Genomic DNA, 18673 nt, shown 5'->3' with positions numbered 1-18673 from the left:
ATCAGGCAGCCAGCTACTTTGCTGCCTGCTTCTGCTTGCTCCGCGCTTCACTGAGCTCGGTTGTCGTATGGCTTAACCGGTCAGCGAGCACCCGCATGATCTCAATGGTCATCTCCGGATAGTCGCTCAGGAGCTTGAGGAAGTGTTCCTTGCTGATACGCAAAGCTTCCAACGCTGAATTGGCCCGCACGGTGGCGGTGCGTGATACGTCGCAGAGGATGGCGATTTCGCCAACGATGGAATCATGTTCGATTTCTGCAACCTTGATTTCGCCACTTGGACTATCGGATAGAATGTCTGCAGCGCCGGTCAGGATGACGTAAGCGGCATCTGCCGGGTCTCCTTGCCGGAACAGCGTCTGCCCTGCCTTGTAGCTGACACGATCAGAAGTAAACGCCAGAAGCTTGAGCTTGGCTGGCGCGACTCCAGAAAACAGCGGAACCCGCCGCAACATTTCGACTTCATCTTTCAGAAGCATGAACGTCCACTACCCCCTTATAGCGCTCCATCTGGTTCCCCGCCTGAGTATCAGCTTATGATGACACCAATTCCTTGAATATACCGTTTTTCTCCAGAAGAGTCGCGTGCGTTCCATCTTCAACCAACGTGCCCCGATCGAATACTATGATCCGGTCGAACAGATTTGCCAGCGAAGAATTGCCCAGTACCCATATAATCGCTGGGGCGTGACCCTCCTCATGCAGATCCTGCATGATATTGCGCGTGATCTGATCCTGAACGCGCTGGTCCAGCGCGGGGAGCGGACGATTGAAAATCACATAGTCGGCTCGTTTGAGCAATGCCCGTGCAACGTTGAGCTTCTGGCGCTGCACGTTGGTCAGGCGCTTGCCGCCAGAGCCGACATCAAAATCCAGCCCGATGGAGAGAACGTTTTCATAAAGTTGCAGCCTGTCGAAAATCTCGCGCAAGATGACGCGTATACGCTCGAGCCATCGACCTGCGTGAAGCCAACCCTGCCGAAAAGCACGTTATCCATGAGCGTCGCCGCAGCGGTGTAGCGCTCCGGATCATAACGTTCGATAACAGCCTTCAGTTCGTCCGGCATGTTGTTGTGGAACCGTGCGCGTGCATCGACGATCTTCGCCATGAGTTCGTCGGTCAGCAGGCCGAAGCGGTGTCTCGGCTCCACATAAGAAAAACTCAATCTGATGATGCTGGAGCGCTCGTCCTGCGATGCGTCGTCAAATCCGCGACCCTCCAGTTTTTGCAGAAGTTGCTGGTAATGCGGAATGTCATCGGCAGTCATGAATGTAAGTTGCTGGAAGAACGGATGGTCAGGGGGCAAATCCTGAAAGAGTTCAACCGCATTGGCAGCGATCTCCAGTCCCATCGCATAAAGATCAAGATGAAGGTCGGTCTCCCTGAGGATGGAACGGAAATAAGGATGTGCTGCCAGTTTCCGGTTGGTCATCATCGGCCGCTTCATCGTTCCAAACAAAAGGTTTTCGCCGACCGTTGCCTGCGGATTATAGGCATCGAGCTTTAAGGGAACGACCAGGTCTTCGAGATCTTCTTTTTTCAGACGTTTCCGCAAGGCTTGACGCAATTCAACGATACGATCGGTCAGGCCGCTGTGCGCCGCCGTGTTCACCGTTGAACGCAGCGCCATATCGAGGATATCCTGTGACATCAGCACGGCGTCGAGCACGGGCCGCACCACTGTGAAAAGATCGTGCGGGCCGGTTACGCCTGCTGAAACGTAATCGACCCAGTCGCTGTTGAGGTCGAGCTCGGGATTACCGGCACGGCGCGCCTCATTGATGTTCCATTTATATTGCGCTGCGCTCTTTCCTTCATATTCGACCTTGGTCAGAGGCGCGTGCTTGAGGCTGTAGAGAAGGTTGTCGCGCAATGTACCATGGAAGAAATATGTGTCGGATGATGCGTAGGCTATACGCCGGCCGGTAATCGATTCCGGCAGATCAAGGATGTCCTTGCCATCGATGGTAATGCGGCCTTGCTCGGGCCAGATAAGCCGCGCAAAGCCTTCGGCAAGGGCCTCACCGCCACTGCCACTGGTTCCGACGATAGCGACGGTTTCACCAGGCTTGATCTCCAGGGACACATGCTCGATAAGCGGGGCGCCGGTATCATCCAGGAGCGTCAGATTGACGGCGTTGATCGAATGCTGGAGAGGATCGACGGGTTCAGGAACCAAAGCCTGAATCTGCGGGTCGACCAGGCGGTCGACGTTGAACTGCTCGACAACCTGCGCATATTTCACCTGTACGTCCTGCCGTGCCTGATCCCAATCGATCAGTTCTTTCAGCGGTCCGGGCAGGTCCTTGTAGGCATTGATGACGGCAACCAGCTGACCAATATCGAGCCGCCCCTGCAGCGCGAGATAACCGCCAATGGAGTAAAACAGAAACGGCGTGACCTGCGCGAGGAAGTTGTTGATGAACTTGACCAGGAACTTCCACTGATAAAGATCGTAGCGAATGGAGAAAATCAGCCCCAATCGGGCTGCGATATCCGCGCGTTCGTAGTTCGAGGTATCGTGGCCGTGAATTGTGCCGATGCCATCGACGATTTCGCCGACACGGCCTGAAAGTTCTCGTGCCGTCAGCTGGCGCTGCCGGCCAAGATCGATCAGCCGCTTGCGCATGCGCGGGATGACAACGCCCTGAACGGCCACGATGGCGGCTGCAATCATGCCGAGCCAGAAGTTCTGCATAATGATGAAGATAAGGGCAGTGAGCGCCTGACCACCGAGCAATGCCGGCTGGACAAAAGCGTCGCCGGTAAAGCCGCCCATAGGCTCAACCTCATCCTTGATCATCGTCGCAATTTCAGCCGATTTCACTCGTTTGAAATTGGCGGGCGGAAAGCGTAGCACACGGTCGATCAGTTCGAAGCGAATTCGCCGTAGCATGCGTTCGCCAAGACGGCCCTTGTAGGTGTTGATATAGAGCTTGAACAGGCCGTTTATGACGACGAGGAAGAGAAACACCAGGCTGAGCGCCATGAGCATCTGAAAGCGGGTAAGTTCGAGCCCGTCGAAAAACAGCACCTCGCCGAAATAGGGCACATCATACTGTATGCGCATGAAGGTCTGGGTCGCACCGGGCGTCTCGAATCCGGTACCTTGAATCGGACCATTGACGATCTGTTTCGGCAAATCGAACGATAGGAAATAGGGAATCATCGAAACGGCCACGACGAGCAGAATCCATATTTGCTGCAGCCGCGTATTCGACCAGATATAACGCGTTAGACTTTTTTCCATCAATGACCGTCAGCTGTGAATTCAGCGGAAATTTCAACTATTGAAACGTTTGAAGAGCACATGGACGAACTCCATGATTGAATCGCTTTAGCCTACAGCATCCAAACCATGAACGCTATATGACATGGGTTCTCAAGTTGGCTTGTCAATTGCCTTGCGTGATGCGCGGAACGTTTTCTATGACACCAGGATTAAATCATTCTGCGCAACGCTTCGGCCGTGCGCTGTGCGCCGCTCAGGTCGAGCTTGTGCGCAGGCGGGTTCGGGCCGGCCAAGGCTCGCTTGATCGCAGTTCCAAGGATATCAGCGTTCAAGCCGTTCTCCGGCAGCGCGATGGCCAGGCCAAGGGCTTCCAGGCGCGCTGCCCGAACGCTTTGTTCAGTTTCGCCGCCGGCGGTAAAGGGGACGAGAATTGAACGGCACTGCGCCTGCAGAATATCGCAAACCGTGTTATAACCAGCCTGCGAAATTGACAATTCCGCACCCCTCAGCAAAGACGGAAAATCCCTGCGGAAGCGCACAAGGGTGACATTGTCTGGCGCTTCCGCCGACAGGTCCACGAAGTCACGTTCTGGTAAGTTCGGTCCGGTGATCAGACACCATGATCCGCGAAAGTCCAATCGTCTGGCGGCCTCGAGTGCCGAGCGAACGAGATCCAGACCCACGGCTCCACCACCGGCAGAAACGACGATGTCGAAAACTTCGGCGGGCGGAGGCGGGATCGGCCCGGCGACAAGCCCGGTATAGATGATTTTTTCGGCAATCTCCCGTGTAAGTGGAAATGTTTCCGGCAGGGTCACGAAGGAAGGATCACCGTGGACGAGGACATGGTCGAAATGCGCTTTGACGAGGCTGACGGTCTCTTCATCGCGGCCCGGCTTCGTGCGCTCCTGGAGGATATCGCGTACGGACGTCAGGAGTTTGGGACGTGGGGTCATCGCTTCGATGGCGTCGAGCAAGGGGAGAAGCTCGAAGCGCATTTGCCGGCGCCCGAAGGGGAAGGCTTCTATGATGACAATATCCGGACGGGCCTGGTGTAAGGCTTCGAGGAGCAGCTCGCGGCGGCGGTGAAGGAATTCTTCGTCGACCGGGTTGCCCTGTTGATCGGCAAGGCCGGAGAACCCTGCATTGCCGGCAAGCAGTGCCGGCAGCACAACGGACTTGACGTCAGGTCCCGGAAAGCCGGGAACCTGCGATCCGCCGGTGACAACCGTTACTTCGAATTTGTCTGACGCAAGCGCGACGGCAATGCGGCTGGCCCGCGCGAGATGGCCGATCCCAAGAAGATGCTGGACGTAGAAGAAGACACGCGGCGCGATCATGCTTTTTGCCACTCGCTTTCGAACAGGCGGGTGAGCTGGCGGATGCTTGAATTGTGATCGAAGTGTTCGCGAACGCGACTTTCTGCAGCGCGCCCGAGGCGGTGACGCAAGTCCGGCTCGCGAATGGCGTGTTCTAGGGCAACGGCGAGCAGCCGCGGGTCATCCGGCGGGACGACAAAGCCATTTTCACCGCCGGTCAAAAGTTCGGGAATGCCCGAAATGCTGGTCGATATGCAGACGAGGTTCTGGCTCGATGCCTCGACCAGGACATTGGGCAGACCGTCACGATCACCATCTTCCGCTACGCGGCAGGCGAGGGCAAAAACGTCGGCGCCACGGTAATGCTCCAGCACTTCCTCCTGGGCGAGCGCGCCTTTCCAGGTGATGCGGTCAGCAATGCCGAGCTCCGCCGCCAGCGGCTTGAGTTTGGCCAGCTGGTCACCGCCGCCGATATGTACGAACCGCCAGTGGAGTTTGGCTGGAAGCAGCGCGAGGGCGTGCAGAAGCACGTCATAGCCCTTCTTTGGCACGGCACGGCCTACGCTCAAAATCTGAACCGGATCGGCTCGGTTCGATCCATCGCGGCTCGAGCGAGGGGTGTCGAAATGACCAAACCGGGCAAGGTCCAGACCGTGATAGCTGAGATGCACATTGTCTTTGCGATCCGTGAGCTCGCGCATATGCTCGAAGCCGGAGCGCGTACAAGTCACGCTCCAGCGCGCGTCGGCAAGCTTTTCCGTCAGCTCCCAATCCTGGGACGTCCAGATGTCCTTGGCATGGGCCGAGCAGGTCCACGGTACGCCGGTCAGGATGCTCGTGTAGGCCGTGACGGAGGCCGGCGTGTGGATGAAATGTGCGTGCAACCATTCGCCTGCGTCCGGCCATTCATGGGCGAGGACAAGCGCCTGGCCGAGACGGCGGAAACGATTACGCGAAACATCGCGGCGCAGATCCGCCCAGAATCGTTTGAGCAGAGGCTTGAAGTTCGGTTTTTTCCAGCTGGCGAAGAGGGCACGCAAGACCCGAATGGGTTCCTGATGCAGGTACTCCGGCAGATAGACGACGTGCGCCTTGATCTCGTCGTGGATGGGATGGCGCTTCTTGTCGGTCGGTTTGCGCATGGAGATGAGGGTGAGGTCAAACCCGGCGCGCTCCAGCCCCAGCAGTTCCTGGGCAATAAAGGTTTCCGACAGCCGCGGATAACCCTTGAGGACGACCAGGGTCTTGCGGCGTATGAGAGGCGAATGCATGCGAATGAAACCAGACGTTATTCCGCGACGGCAGGAAGCGGTTGTTCGCGTTCATCCAGCCAGTCGCCGACAATTTCGGAAATGTGGACGAGACCTTCCAGCCGCATGCCGTCGCCCTTGCCGGTTTGCGATGGCGGTGCCCTGTCCGGCAGGCGTTTGAGTACCTCCGCGAGGCGCAAGGGATCCTCCGCTGCCTCGGGCAGGAGCATCTCGATCAGGCCAAGTTCGGAAGCACGCTGCGCCCGGATCAGTTGCTCTTCGCGCGGCGAAACACGTGGCACGATGAGCGCCGGCTTGTCGAAGGACAGGATCTCGCAATAGGTATTGTACCCGCCCATCGCAACCACAGCCTTTGCCCCAGCGATGAGCTCTTCCATGCGATTGTCGAACTCGATGACCTGGATATAGGGGATCTTGCTCCCTTTCTTCACAAGCTTTGCACGCTGCTTGGCGGGCATATAGGGACCAAGGACAATGAACGCCTTGTGCTGCAATGTAGGATCCTGCTGATAGGCGTGGATGACATTGTGTACGAGGTCGGCACCATCGCCGCCGCCGCCCGTCGTGACCAGAATATACTCGCCCTCCGGAACGTGCGTGGGTGCCTGATCGTTCGACAGGCTGCGCTGCAGGAAGCCGACAAATTTCATCTTTTCACGCACGCTGGCGGGCACATCGAGATCAACGAGAGGGTCGTAGAAATCCGGTGGTCCATAGACCCATACAGTGTCATAGAACTGATCGATCTTCCGCATCACGTTGTTGTTCTTCCACTCTGCTTCGAGCAGATGCGGAGCGTCCATGACTTCGCGCAATCCGAGCACAAGCATCGTCCCACGCGATTTCAAATAGGCAAGGGTTTCCTCGACTTCGCCCTTCAGGCCCATCGGCTCCTTGTCGACGATGAAAATATCGGGTTGGAAGGTTTCCGCCGTATGCCGGATGATCGACTGGCGCATCTTCAACGTGTCGTGCAGGTCGATATGCCGTGCAAGGGAGGTATATTCGCCGTTGCGCAGCTTGATCACGCTCGGCACCTTCACGAAATCGACGCGCGCCCGGTAGTCGAAAGCGCCGGCGATCGTCGCGCCGGAGATAATGAGGATGTTCAACCCGCGGTAATCCTCGACGAGCGAGTGGGCAATTGTCCTGCACCGCCGCAAATGGCCAAGGCCAAATGTATCGTGACTGTACATCAGGATCCGAGCATCTTCGAAACGCCGCATCATGGTCAAAACCCTCTGTTTTGCGGGTTGACCCGCGCAGTGCACTCGAACCAGCTATGAGAATGCAAACTTATCGGTCTTATCTGTATGGATCGGCGGCATCGCGCAACCCATCTCCCAAGAAATTGAATGCAAGAATAACAAGAATGACCGGAATCATTGGAAACAGCAGCCAGGGATAAAAGGCGATAACGCTGACGCTGCGGGCCTCGGTGAGGAGAATACCCCAACTCGTGATGGGCGGTCTGAGGCCGAGACCGAGAAAACTCAACGCTGTTTCGCCCAATATCATTCCAGGAATGGAAATGGTGGCTGTGGCGATCAAATGCGACATGAAGCCGGGGACAAGATGCCGCCCAATGATGCGCGGGCTTTTCGCGCCCATAAGCTGCGCCGCCAGGACATAGTCTTCCTCGCGCAAAGCCAGAAGCTTGGAGCGTACGGAGCGGGCAAGCCCTGTCCAGTCGAGCATGCCCAGAATGATGGTGATGCCGAAATAGATTAGAATCGGGCTCCATGTTACCGGCATGATCGCTGCCAGCGCCATCCACAACGGCAGGCTAGGCAAGGATTGCAACACCTCGATGACGCGTTGCACCAGTAGGTCAAAAAGTCCCCCATGGTAACCGGCAAGTCCACCAATGATGATGCCAAGAACGAAACTGATGGTGATGCCGATCAACCCTATGGACAACGAAATGCGCGCACCATAAATGATGCGGGAAAGGACATCCCGGCCAAGTCGGTCCGTTCCAAGCAGAAACATCTGTCCGTCCTTTGCGGGACAGACGAGATGGATGTTGCTCTCCACGAGGCCCCAGAAGCGATAGCTGTCGCCACGGCAAAAGAAGCGGATCGGTTCGACGTCTTTCCTGTTCTCCGTGTAGTTGCGCTTGAGCGTTTTGAGGTCGAGTTGCATCGTGCGGCCATAGACAAATGGACCGACGAACTGACCCTCATGGAACAGACGAACCCGCTGGGGCGGGGAGTGGATGAAATCCACATTGCGCGTGTGCAGGTTATAGGGGGCAAGGAACTCGGCAATAATGATCATGCCGTAGAGCAGGAGCAGAAAAATGCCCGATGCGAGGGCGAGCTTGTGGCGCTTGAACTTCCACCACATCAACCTGGTCTGCGAAGCAAGATGAATCTTCGCCTGTTCGTCCGTCATCACTTCGACGGACATTGGATCGAACGGCGCCGTCGAGACATAATGCTGCAAGGGCGCGCCGGGGGAGGGAAGCGGCGCCGTCACTTGGTGCTTCTCCCGGCCAGTCGAATGCGTGGATCGAGAAAGGCCAGTGCAATGTCGGATATCAGGACGCCGATTACCGTCAGGAAAGCGAGGAACATTAGGAATGAGCCTGCAAGATACATGTCCTGGCTCTGCAGGGCCTTGATGAGCATTGGTCCTGTGGTTTCCAGAGAGAGGACGATGGCGGTGATCTCAGCTCCGGAAATGATCGACGGCAATATCGACCCGATATCGGAGACAAAGAAATTCAGTGCCATGCGCAAAGGATATTTGACCAGCGTTTTGAATGGATGAAGCCCTTTGGCGCGCGCTGTCATCACATATTGCTTTTGTAGTTCATCCAAAAGATTGGCGCGCAGACGCCTGATCATGCCGGCCGTGCCCGCCGTACCAACGATGATGACTGGTATCCATAAATGGGAAAGGATGGACCGCGCCTTTTCCCAGCTCATGGGCTCGCCCAGAAATTTCTGGTCCATCAGATGACCAATGGACGTGCCGAACCAGATATTGGCGAAGTACATCAGGATCAGCGCCAGCATGAAGTTCGGAATGGCAATACCAAGGAGGCCAAGGAAGGTGAGGCCGTAATCGCTCCAACTATACTGGTGCGTGGCCGAATACATGCCGATCGGAAAAGCGAGCAACCATGTGAACAAAATGGTAACGAAAGATACAAGAACCGTTAGCCAGAGGCGGTCACCGACCACTTCGCTGACCGGCAACTGATACTCGAACGAATAGCCAAAATCGCCGTGCAGCATGCCGCCGAGCCAATTGAAATAGCGCAGTACAGGAGGTTGATCGAAACCATATTGATGGCGCAGTTCCTCCAGGTCCTGAAGGTTTACGGTCTCGCCCTGAGCTTGCATTTCGGCGATCTGGCTGTCCAGGAAATTTCCGGGTGGCAGTTCGATGATAATGAAGACCAGAGCAGAGATGATAAGCAAAGTAGGGATCATGGCGGCGATGCGCCAAAGGATATAACGCAGCATGCTAGACCTGCTCCTCACTGAGCCAGAAGGTGTCAGGCATGTAAATGCCAAAATAGCTGGTCGGATCGAAGCCGTAGAGCCCATTCCTCGGAACGTTCTGCAAGCGCGCCGTGCGGAGAACTGGCTGCAGCGTGCCGTTGATGAGGCCGATGGAAAATACCTGGTCAGTGAAAATGGAGAGCATCTTCTGCCAGATGGCAGTCCGCTCGGGCATGTTCGAAGATTCGCGCCAGCTGTTTTGCAGCTTGACCAATTCCATCGCTTCAGGAAGATCCGGCGCCTTACCATTCTGTCCAAGCGATAGATAATGCATTCCCCAGATTGGCCATTGCAACTGATCGTCCGACGTTGGGGCCAGTTGCTGGGGGTTCATGTCGGCGGTTGGAACTCCATTCTCAATTCCGTACCAGATGGACATCATGATGTGGCCAGCCTGGGCGCGGCTGCGGAAAATGTCGCGTTGCGAGGTATGGGTGAACAGTGCAATGCCGATCTTGCGCCAGTGATCGGTCACCAACTCCAGCACATCCGTGTCGAGCGTGCTTTCGCCGGGCGTTTCGATTGTTATTTCCGCCGGACGCCCGTCTGGAAGCAGTCTGAAACCGTCATCGTTGCGGTTATGCAGGCCCACCTCATCGAGCAACTGATTGGCCTTCTCCGGATCGTGATCGATCCACGCATTGGCGTATTCAGGTTTGTACAGCGGACTTTCAGGCAAAACCGTATCGGCGCTGGCCGTACCCAGACCGTAGAACACCGCCATGTTGATTTCATGCCGGTCGATAGCAAGAGACAGGGCACGCCGCACGCGGACATCGCGAAACAGGGCACGCCAGCCTTCGTCTCCGCAATTGAGATTGGGGAGGATCGCCACCCGCGAGCCGCGCGTGACCTTCCACAGATCAACCTTTACGGGGTAACGGTCCTCGGCATCTTTCAGGAAGGTATAGTCAGTGAAATCGATGCCGTTCGCCTGCAGGTCGCTTTCGCCCGCACCGGTCTTTGCAGGTATGATGGATGACGAACTGACATTAAGGATGAACCGGTCGATATAGGGCAACTGCCGACCGTTCTCGTCGACGCGATGAAAGTAAGGATTGCGCTCGAAAATGAACTGTTCTGCCGGCGGCGCGGTGGTATTGCGCCAAGGATAGAGCGTCGGAAGATCAGGGTTTTCCGGCCGGTATTCGCGCGACATCTTGATATGGAGGTCAGCCCATTTCTTTACGCGATTTTCCTTCATCAGCGCGGCAAGCCTGAACTCGTCCTGGTGTTTCTTGTGGAACTGCTTGAGATAGGCAGAGGGTCCGACAATGATGAGCGGCTGCGGACCGGCGAGGCTTGGCAGGAAATTCGGATTCGGCCTTTCCCAGGAATAGCGGACCGTCAGCGCGTCAAGCACCTCGAAGCGCGGCAGATTTCCGTCGACACGCAGGTCAAGCGAGCCGCCGCCTGGCGTGAGATCTTTGTTGAGCAGCACATCTTCCCACCAATAACGGAAATCATCCGTGGTCAGCGGCGAACCGTCAGACCATTTGTGTCCGTCGCGGATGGTAAAGCTGAAGACGGTGTCGTTCTCCGACTGGAAGGCTTCGAGAATATCGGGTTGGAAGACGAGATGCTCGTCGTAGCCAACCAGCCTCGCGTAACCATAGATCGTCATCAACCGGACATCTTTGCCGCTGCCGATAATGGTGCGGACCGTTCCGCCATACCTGCCTGGTGTTCGCCCCATGGCCTTGAGGCCAACGATCCGCGGCCGTTTCGGAAGGCGTTCGGAAAGCGGGGGCAGGCTGCGAGCCCTAAGCTGTTCATCCAGATATTCCGGCTCAAGCTCCCGGTCAGCGGCGTGCACCAGATCCGGCAGCATTGTAAGCCCGATAGCACCGAGGCCGAAGGTGCCAAGAAGGGTGCGCCGCGTTACCACGACCGTAGCTCCCGGGCATCGACGCTGCGCCGTGCAAGGACAAGATGCCCTTCGCCAAGATCGGCCGGCGCCAGCCCCTCACCGCTGCCATCACTGGAGAACTGCGCGCCCCAGGCTCTTTGGTCGGAGGCTCCGCTTGCCTGCAACGTCTCGAAATCGAGGGGACGGTCGAGATCGGGAAATGGCACGGCGGCCAGAAGCCCACGGGTGTAGGGATGGACGGGATTGCGCAGGATGATCTCTCGCGGTGCAATTTCAACGATGCGCCCGCCGCACATGACGGCGATGCGATCCGCCATATAGTCGACGACAGCGAGATTGTGGGAAATGAACAGGTAAGTCAGCCCCAATTGCTTCTGCAAATCCTTGAGGAGATTGAGGATTTGCGCCTGAACCGACACATCGAGTGCCGAAACGGGTTCGTCGCAGATCAGGAGTTGCGGCCCGAGCGCAAGGGAGCGCGCGATGCCGATACGCTGCCGCTGACCGCCGGAGAAGCTGTGCGGGTAACGGTTGAGATAGCGCTGATCCAATCCGATGGCCTGCATAAGTGCGCGCACCTTCTCAAGGCGGTAGGCGCCGTCACCGCGCCCGTGTATTTCCAGGGGCTCGCTGAGAATATTCTGCACTGTCATGCGTGGGGATAGCGAGGAGACCGGATCCTGGAACACCATCTGGATCTTGGTGCGCAGTTCCATTAGTGCGTCGCCTTCCGCCGCCAGAACATCGATCCTGCCGTGGCCATCGTCGAAACTGACCGAGCCTCCATCCGGAGTGACGGCACGCATCAATATCTTGCTGACCGTCGTCTTGCCGCTGCCGCTCTCGCCGACAAGGCCGAGGCATTCGCCGCGCCTGATGTCAAAGCTGACCCCGTCAACCGCGCGGACCGTTGTGCTGCCTTTTCCGCCGAATAGACCAGATTTGCGTGTCGTATAGGTCTTGGTCAGGTCACGGACACTGAGCAAAATATCTGGCGCGTTCTCGATTTGCTTCTTCTTCGCCCATAGCGTGTCCGAATTGACCGGCACTTCGCGAAGTGCTTTCAACCGTTCACCGGGCTTCATGTCGAAATGCGGAACGGCCGCCATGAGGCCTTTCAGATAAGGATGTTGCGGTGTGCGGAAGATCGCATCAACCGGTCCGGCTTCCATGATCTCCCCGTGATAGATCACGACGACTTCGTCAGCCATGTTCGCAACGACGCCGAGATCGTGGGTGATGAGCAACATAGCCATGTTGAGCTTGTGCTGAAGCTCGCGCAGCAGTTCGAGGATTTGCGCCTGGATCGTCACGTCAAGCGCCGTCGTCGGCTCGTCAGCGATCAGGAGGGCAGGGCGGCATATCAGAGCCATGGCGATCATTGCGCGCTGGCGCATGCCTCCCGACAGCTCGAACGGATACATGTCGTAAGTGCGGCTCGGCCTGGAGAACCCAACAAGGCCGAGCATCTCCTCGGTCTGGGCACGCCGTTCATCCTTTGTCGCTTCCGTGTGGATGTCCAGTACTTCGCTGATCTGGTTGCCGACTGTGTGCAACGGTGACAGCGATGTCATTGGCTCCTGAAAAATCTTGGCCATACGGCTGCCGCGCAACGACCGGATCGCCTCGCCATCCTGTGGCAATTGCAGGATGTCCGTGGTCTTGCCGTCGAGTGGATCGGTAAAAAGGATTTTGCCGGAAACTCTTCCAGTACTAGGCAGGATACCCATGACGGACTGGCTAATGACGGATTTACCAGATCCGGACTCGCCGACAAGTGCTGTCACCTTGCCCGGGAGAACCCGCAAATTGACACCTTTGACCACATCCAGCCGTCCTCCGAGCATTGAAAATGCAATGCCCAGATTTTCGATACGCAGCAGATCAGATCCTGACTTCATGCCAGCTAATTATTCCCCATGGCGTATCGTTGTCTCCCATTATTGATGAGACTATCGTACCATATACGGCGAGTCTAGCGGCCCTGTATTTTGCCGGCACTGGGGCAAAAAGCAGGGCTCGATCTAGTACAGCTGGTACCAATCAGAGCTCGGGGCAGATGCCGGCACCCAATACATCTTCGCAACGCGGAGAGCGGCGGAAATTGTCGTAATAGAGCGTCCAGTCGGTCTTGTCCGCGGCACGATAGGGTCCGAACTTGAAATATTGATTGACGCCCAGACCCTTGTCACCATGACCTACATGGCCTTTGACTGTCACGATCCATTTGTTGTTGGCAAAAATCTCGACATGTCCCGAGCCATCAGGACCGGGTTTCGTATAAATGGCAAAATCAATCCAGCCCGAATCCGGCGCCGGGAGTTTGTTGCCATGATCGGTCACGACGAGTGCATTGGTGCAACTGTTGAATTCCTTGCCATCCTGCGGCGTCCAATTCGCGTCGGTCGCAATTAACGCGCGCATCTGGTTGGTATCCGGCCGAAACCAAACCGGCGTTTGTTTTTCCCCGCACGCCTGGACCGTGCTCGCTCCCTCTGCCTTTGAGGGCGCCACATAATTGGTTTCGATGGTGGCGAACAATTTGCCCTGATTGAGACGCAACGCCAGGAATGGGCTGAAATCGCCAACGGCCTCGGGCCCGATTTCCCGCTTCCACTGTGCGATCAGATAGCGATGGTCGCCACTTGGGATGGGATCGGCAAATTTTACCGCAAAACCGTACCAGACGCCCTGGTCATAGGGCACGCGCCGGTCTGTTTTCTCCCAGATCTCGGCTCGCTCGCTGCAATTCTTTCTGGCCTTCGGGCAGAACGGTTTGACACTGAGTTTGAGCGCGCCAGTGCCAGTCTGCTTTACTTCGGACTGGAATTCGACCTTTCCGGCCCGCTGTTCGAAATTCTGCCGATAGTAGAGACCGCCGCTCGCGGCGAAGTCGTTCCCATCGAAACTGTCGATGAGCACGTCGCCTCCCGGATCCGCTGCCGCACTTGTTAAATTGAGAGTTGCGGCCAGAAGAGCCATGGCGACGGTCTTTCCTGTCATTGCATGAATTTCTCGAGCAAGGGGCGTCCGGTTTTCTTGTCGCGGTGCAACAGCATCACCTGTTCCGCTTCTGACAAGCCATCATAAGCGACATCGTCATAAGCGTCTTCGAGTTGTACGGTCTTTTCCGACGATTTCGGTAGCAGGACCGTGACCTTCTGGCCAACACCACGCAATTTCTCTTCACCAAGGGTTGTCCATTCGCCGCCACAATAGGTTGCAAATGCCTGGCTGGCGATCACCTCGCGCGAATATTTCTTGGTCAGGCCCTGCAAGCGCTGAACTTCGTTCACAGCTGAACCGAACGCGGAGAAGGTCAGGCGGTCCTTGAGGCCAACATTGCCGAACATGACATTGCCGACATGCAGGCCGATGCCATAGCGAACATCGCTAAGGCCGTCCTTGCGGCGCTCCTTGTTGAGCTCGGCAACGCGGGCCTGCGCCTTGAAAACGGCCGAGAGCGCAGCTTCGCACGCTATCCTGGACGGATCCTTGTGGCGGCCGCAGGGGTAAACCGCCAAGAAGCCATCACCCATAAAGCTCAGTATTTCGCCGCCGCTGCGGTTGAACGGAGCGGCGATAGCGTCGAAGAAGTGATTGAGTGTATCAATATAAGCCTGGCGGCCTTCCTTTTCAGCAAGCACGGTCGATTCGCGCATATCGCCCATGACCAGCGCTGCTCGAATGGTCTCGCCGTCACCGCGCCGGATCTGGCCGTTTAGAACACGTTTACCGGCATTGCCGCCAAGATAGGTCGTCAGCATGTTATCCGCCAGCTTGCCGAGGACAGCCATTTTCGCGGCAACCGCCAGGTGATTTTGCAGGCGCAGGAGTGCAGCAATCATGGCGTCGCTGAAGCCGTCGCTGCTATCGGTTGACCAGGATCCCATCATGCCCTGGGTGGATTGACCGCCGAAGGGTTGCAGGAATGCTAGGTAGTCAGTCACACCTTCTTCCCTTAATTCGTCGAGAACCGGAAATTCCATCGGACCGTCGTTGGTGATACGGCGTCTGACATGCTCCAGATTGTTGGTGAGAAGATAGAAATACGGGCTGAGCAGGAAGCGCTCGGGCTTTCCGGCAGGATCATGCCGGTACCCTTCGACGGTCATTCCGCTTGATCGCTTCCAGGTGAAACCCAGCGCATCATAAAGCGGGTGCAACATCGAAAAGGAAAGGTTTACGCGGGAAATCGGCAAGCCTGCTGATGCAATGCGTTCGCAAAAGCCACGGACGATGGTTTCGAGATTGTCGCCGGCCAAAGAAGAATGCGTGAGCCAGTCGGCTACCTTGTCAAGAAGTATAGTGGATACGTCAGATTGGGTCGTGCTCATCCCTGATCCTTACACATGCGAGCCACGCCCATTCCCCGAGACACTTTCACTATACCGGCCGGGCGCAACAAGATCGCGCTCAAGGCATGCCGGAGCTTATGAAAATGAGTGAATCGGGCAACAGTGTCAACGCCGGCAACTGGTAAGCCAGCATTGCGATTTTGTCGCTCCGATACAACTTGAGCGGGTAGCTCGACGGGCGTTCCTCTATCAGTCGTTGGTTCCGAACCATTGAGATGGGTATGTCGTCAACTCTAAACAATAGGGTGTAGTCACTTGATCGTGAGGCTGGCCGGCTGCCATCGCTCGCTTGACAGGCAATCCCGTAGCAGCCATCTAAAACCAACTTGATTGCAATGCCAATGACGGCACGCTCGCACAAAAGAGATCATCTTGGCCTCCTCTCCCTTCTCGGACCTATCAGGAAAAATTGAAACGCGGCAGGCGCAAGCCGGCGTCATTGGTCTTGGCTATGTCGGCCTGCCCCTCGCGATCACCCTGGCGCACAGCGGTTTCTCCGTCACCGGGTTTGACATCGATCCCGGCAAGATCGTCGCGCTTGACGCCGGCCGGTCGTATATCGAGGCGGTGACCGATGCGGCGCTTGCAACGGAAGCGGCAGCAGGCCGGTTTCGCTCAACAAGCGATTTTGCCGAACTTGCACAATGTGACGTGATCATCATTTGCGTGCCCACGCCGTTGACGAAGCATCGCGATCCAGATCTCTCCTTCGTTGAGGCGACGAGCCGATCAATTGCCGCAAGCTTGAGACCAGGCCAATTGGTGGTGCTCGAATCGACCACCTATCCCGGTACGACCGACGACATCGTCAAGACGATATTGGAGGAGACCGGGTTCAAGTCCGGAACCGACTTCTTCCTCGGCTTTTCCCCTGAGCGCGAGGATCCTGGCAATCGCGATTTCCAAACCGCCACGATCCCGAAAATTGTTGCAGGTGATGGCGAAGAGGCAAGCAAGCTGATGCAGGCCTTTTATGGAGCGGCGGTGAAGACAGTGGTGCCGGTTTCGTCCAATGCGACGGCGGAGGCGGTGAAGCTCACCGAGAACATCTTCAGGGCCGTCAACATCGCACTCGTCAACGAACTCAAGACACTTTATTCGGCGATGGGCATTGATATATGGGAAGTCATCGAGGCAGCAAAGACCAAGCCATTCGGCTATATGCCGTTCTATCCGGGTCCGGGGCTCGGCGGGCACTGTATTCCAATTGATCCATTCTACCTGACGTGGAAGTCGCGCGAATATGAACTTCCAACTCGATTCATCGAACTGGCCGGCGAAATCAACTCCGCCATGCCGCGTTATGTCGTCGGCAGTCTCGCCGAAGCGCTTGATATGCGATTGGGCAAGGCGCTGAGCCGCTCTCGCGTGTTGATCATCGGTCTTGCATACAAGAAAAATGTGCCGGATATCCGCGAGAGCCCGTCATTGCGGCTGATCGAGATCATCGAGGAGAGGGGTGGGAGGGCCGATTATCATGATCCATTCGTCTCTGAAATCCCCTCAACACGAGAGTTTATGGCACTGAAGGGACGGAAATCCGCGGAACTGACCGAGGAAATGGTGAGATCCTATGATGCCGTTCTTGTCTCAACTGATCATGATGGCATTGACTATGCGGCCCTGGCCAGATGGTCTCCCCTGATCGTCGACACACGCAACATCTTTGCCAGGTTGGGGTTGATGGCGGAGCATATCGTAAAGGCATAACCGCGCTTCGATCTATGACAGCTTAGCCTTCAGATTGCTTGCCGCCATGGCGTAGCCACCCGCGGCGCCATCGATGAAATGAATATGGTCATGTGCGCGGTGGGTTGGCACGAAGCAGGTGATCAGAGCGGATTCCTGCCGGTGCAGTCCATACCGGCTGATACCGGCCGTCGATGCATCTTCGAGTAGCATTTCGATGCGGCGAAGCCGTTCGGCATCGATGTCGATAGTCATTTTCAGACCGTCATCGAATTTGCGAAAATCGGAATTCTGCGTCACCTCGACCTTGTAAGTCTTTGGATTGAAACCCCCTGCAGTCAGCCCGAGTTTGTCAAGCACAACGACCAGTATGATTTGGGCGAGGATGGCAAGCTTACGCGAAAAAAGCTTGCCTGCCGGTGCAGTCGCGCGAGCTTCCGAGTCGATGCCTTTGGTGTTGAAGACGATCGGTGGACCCTCTGCAGGAAGCGGGTGGGCTCCGCGGCTCTGCTCGGCAGCGACGGCAATGATTCTGGTAACCAGTTCCTGAAACTGCGTGCTCGCCCCCGATGTGCCCGGGACGGCGATTATAGACACGATCTCGCCGTTGCGGGCTTCAATCGGGTTCCAGCGGCATGAAAGGCCGGTGAGGTCGGGTCGGGTACCCGAGGGTGCTGGCTCAATCGCGTATTTGCCTGCTTTCATCTGGGCTTCGGCCCAGCTCGCACCCCCTCCAGCGAACATGGCATACGAAACGTCCGGGCTGGCCTTGAAGCGGGCGACACGCACATCGTAGCCCTCCTTCCGGATGTCGCGCATCGGAACAAGAGCGGCACGCAAGTTCAATTGCAGATCATCGCGAACCCAGGATTGCACCGCCGCGAGGGCTTCGCGGGCAATGGATGCGGCAGATTCCGGTAACGCCACAACTGCGCCATCGCCACCAAATACGAAGGGATAATTCCGCTTGCCGAGTGCGTTCAGGAGTGCTGAGATGACGCTGGCGCCGGCCATGTTGACTGCCTTGTAGCGGCCCGCCTCAATAGCCTTGGTGGAGCCGACGATATCCGCTGTCGCAAGCACCCAGTCATCGGGGAGCGGCTTGTAGTTACCAACGTCAGCAACGCCCTCGAATTCCAGAAAAACGGGAAGCGTATCAAAGAAATCGTCATGTGTTTCATTTGCCATGCGTGGCCATTAGCACAATCTAAAGTGGCGGGCGATGAACGACTGCATCATGAGGGTAGTAACTCAAAAAATAAACTGGAATGAGCCCTCGGTCGTTAAATGTGGGAGTAAATATTAGGAGATTGTCAACCATGAATTGGTGCTGCGTTGCAAATAGGTGACAAATCCAGAATACAATTGTTCATCAGCTTGTGCCCACGCCCAAGGTCGTGCAACCATACACACGCTGTT

The 18673-nt window shown here is 56.6% G+C and carries 12 protein-coding genes and 1 pseudogene; 1 reads left to right on the top strand and 12 read right to left on the bottom strand.

The window, feature by feature from the left end; genetic code table 11:
* Nucleotides 1–13: 13 nt before the first annotated feature.
* The 11 genes and pseudogenes from CU102_RS14835 to CU102_RS14785 form a co-directional block, all read right to left on the bottom strand.
* A complete protein-coding gene (locus CU102_RS14835; RefSeq protein WP_106711880.1) occupies nucleotides 14–478 on the bottom strand; it encodes a cyclic nucleotide-binding domain-containing protein in 465 nt (154 codons plus the stop codon).
* A 55-nt stretch (nucleotides 479–533) separates the two neighbouring features.
* Nucleotides 534–3250, bottom strand: a pseudogene (locus tag CU102_RS14830) (ABC transporter transmembrane domain-containing protein).
* A gap of 191 nt (nucleotides 3251–3441) precedes the next feature.
* Nucleotides 3442–4572 carry a glycosyltransferase family protein gene (locus CU102_RS14825; RefSeq protein ID WP_425351553.1) on the bottom strand — a complete coding sequence of 377 codons (1131 nt, stop codon included), beginning with the start codon at nucleotides 4570–4572 and terminating at the stop codon, nucleotides 3442–3444.
* Nucleotides 4569–5822, bottom strand: a complete 1254-nt coding sequence (locus CU102_RS14820; RefSeq protein WP_106711878.1) for a glycosyltransferase family 4 protein — start codon at nucleotides 5820–5822, stop codon at nucleotides 4569–4571. Before CU102_RS14820 ends, CU102_RS14825 begins: the two co-directional genes overlap by 4 nt.
* Before the next feature lie 17 nt (nucleotides 5823–5839).
* Nucleotides 5840–7051, bottom strand: coding sequence for a glycosyltransferase family protein (locus CU102_RS14815; protein ID WP_106711877.1), 1212 nt, complete (start codon nucleotides 7049–7051; stop codon nucleotides 5840–5842).
* A gap of 76 nt (nucleotides 7052–7127) precedes the next feature.
* Nucleotides 7128–8303: an ABC transporter permease gene (locus CU102_RS14810; RefSeq protein WP_106711876.1), complete on the bottom strand. Its 1176-nt coding sequence runs from the start codon at nucleotides 8301–8303 to the stop codon at nucleotides 7128–7130.
* Nucleotides 8300–9298: an ABC transporter permease gene (locus CU102_RS14805; protein ID WP_106711875.1), complete on the bottom strand. Its 999-nt coding sequence runs from the start codon at nucleotides 9296–9298 to the stop codon at nucleotides 8300–8302. Before CU102_RS14805 ends, CU102_RS14810 begins: the two co-directional genes overlap by 4 nt.
* Before the next feature lies 1 nt (nucleotide 9299).
* Nucleotides 9300–11225: an ABC transporter substrate-binding protein gene (locus tag CU102_RS14800; RefSeq protein ID WP_106711874.1), complete on the bottom strand. Its 1926-nt coding sequence runs from the start codon at nucleotides 11223–11225 to the stop codon at nucleotides 9300–9302.
* Complete coding sequence (locus CU102_RS14795; RefSeq protein WP_106711873.1) at nucleotides 11219–13108, bottom strand: ABC transporter ATP-binding protein; 1890 nt, start codon at nucleotides 13106–13108, stop codon at nucleotides 11219–11221. Before CU102_RS14795 ends, CU102_RS14800 begins: the two co-directional genes overlap by 7 nt.
* Nucleotides 13109–13250: 142 nt before the next feature.
* Nucleotides 13251–14210 carry a polysaccharide lyase family 20 protein gene (locus tag CU102_RS14790; protein ID WP_166648432.1) on the bottom strand — a complete coding sequence of 320 codons (960 nt, stop codon included), beginning with the start codon at nucleotides 14208–14210 and terminating at the stop codon, nucleotides 13251–13253.
* Nucleotides 14207–15544 (bottom strand): adenylate/guanylate cyclase domain-containing protein, encoded by a 1338-nt coding sequence (locus CU102_RS14785; protein WP_106711872.1) that lies wholly within the window; start codon nucleotides 15542–15544, stop codon nucleotides 14207–14209. Before CU102_RS14785 ends, CU102_RS14790 begins: the two co-directional genes overlap by 4 nt.
* A gap of 393 nt (nucleotides 15545–15937) precedes the next feature.
* Here CU102_RS14785 and CU102_RS14780 point away from each other — a divergent pair, with 393 nt between their 5' ends.
* Nucleotides 15938–17275, top strand: a complete 1338-nt coding sequence (locus CU102_RS14780) for a nucleotide sugar dehydrogenase (RefSeq protein WP_106711871.1) — start codon at nucleotides 15938–15940, stop codon at nucleotides 17273–17275.
* 12 nt (nucleotides 17276–17287) lie between these two features.
* On the opposite strand, the gene CU102_RS14775 is transcribed toward CU102_RS14780, so the two are convergent.
* The gene (locus CU102_RS14775) at nucleotides 17288–18442 is read right to left on the bottom strand and encodes a DUF3095 domain-containing protein (protein WP_106711870.1); all 1155 of its coding nucleotides are present in this window, start codon (nucleotides 18440–18442) and stop codon (nucleotides 17288–17290) included.
* Nucleotides 18443–18673: the final 231 nt, after the last annotated feature.

The organism is Phyllobacterium brassicacearum, from assembly GCF_003010955.1.
In the GTDB taxonomy this organism is placed as follows: Bacteria; Pseudomonadota; Alphaproteobacteria; order Rhizobiales; family Rhizobiaceae; genus Phyllobacterium; species Phyllobacterium brassicacearum.
Note: the sequence above shows the minus strand (reverse complement) of the source record. Positions and strands in the feature narration are given on the sequence as shown.

Bases quoted from the DNA above. Each gene is read 5' to 3' on its own strand.
- CU102_RS14820 (WP_106711878.1), bottom strand. From the start codon at position 5,822: ATGCATTCGCCTCTCATACGCCGCAAGACCCTGGTCGTCCTCAAGGGT.
- CU102_RS14815 (WP_106711877.1), bottom strand. From the start codon at position 7,051: ATGATGCGGCGTTTCGAAGATGCTCGGATCCTGATGTACAGTCACGAT.
- CU102_RS14835 (WP_106711880.1), bottom strand. From the start codon at position 478: ATGCTTCTGAAAGATGAAGTCGAAATGTTGCGGCGGGTTCCGCTGTTT.
- CU102_RS14775 (WP_106711870.1), bottom strand. From the start codon at position 18,442: ATGGCAAATGAAACACATGACGATTTCTTTGATACGCTTCCCGTTTTT.
- CU102_RS14805 (WP_106711875.1), bottom strand. From the start codon at position 9,298: ATGCTGCGTTATATCCTTTGGCGCATCGCCGCCATGATCCCTACTTTG.
- CU102_RS14795 (WP_106711873.1), bottom strand. From the start codon at position 13,108: ATGAAGTCAGGATCTGATCTGCTGCGTATCGAAAATCTGGGCATTGCA.
- CU102_RS14790 (WP_166648432.1), bottom strand. From the start codon at position 14,210: ATGACAGGAAAGACCGTCGCCATGGCTCTTCTGGCCGCAACTCTCAAT.
- CU102_RS14825 (WP_425351553.1), bottom strand. From the start codon at position 4,572: ATGATCGCGCCGCGTGTCTTCTTCTACGTCCAGCATCTTCTTGGGATC.
- CU102_RS14785 (WP_106711872.1), bottom strand. From the start codon at position 15,544: ATGAGCACGACCCAATCTGACGTATCCACTATACTTCTTGACAAGGTA.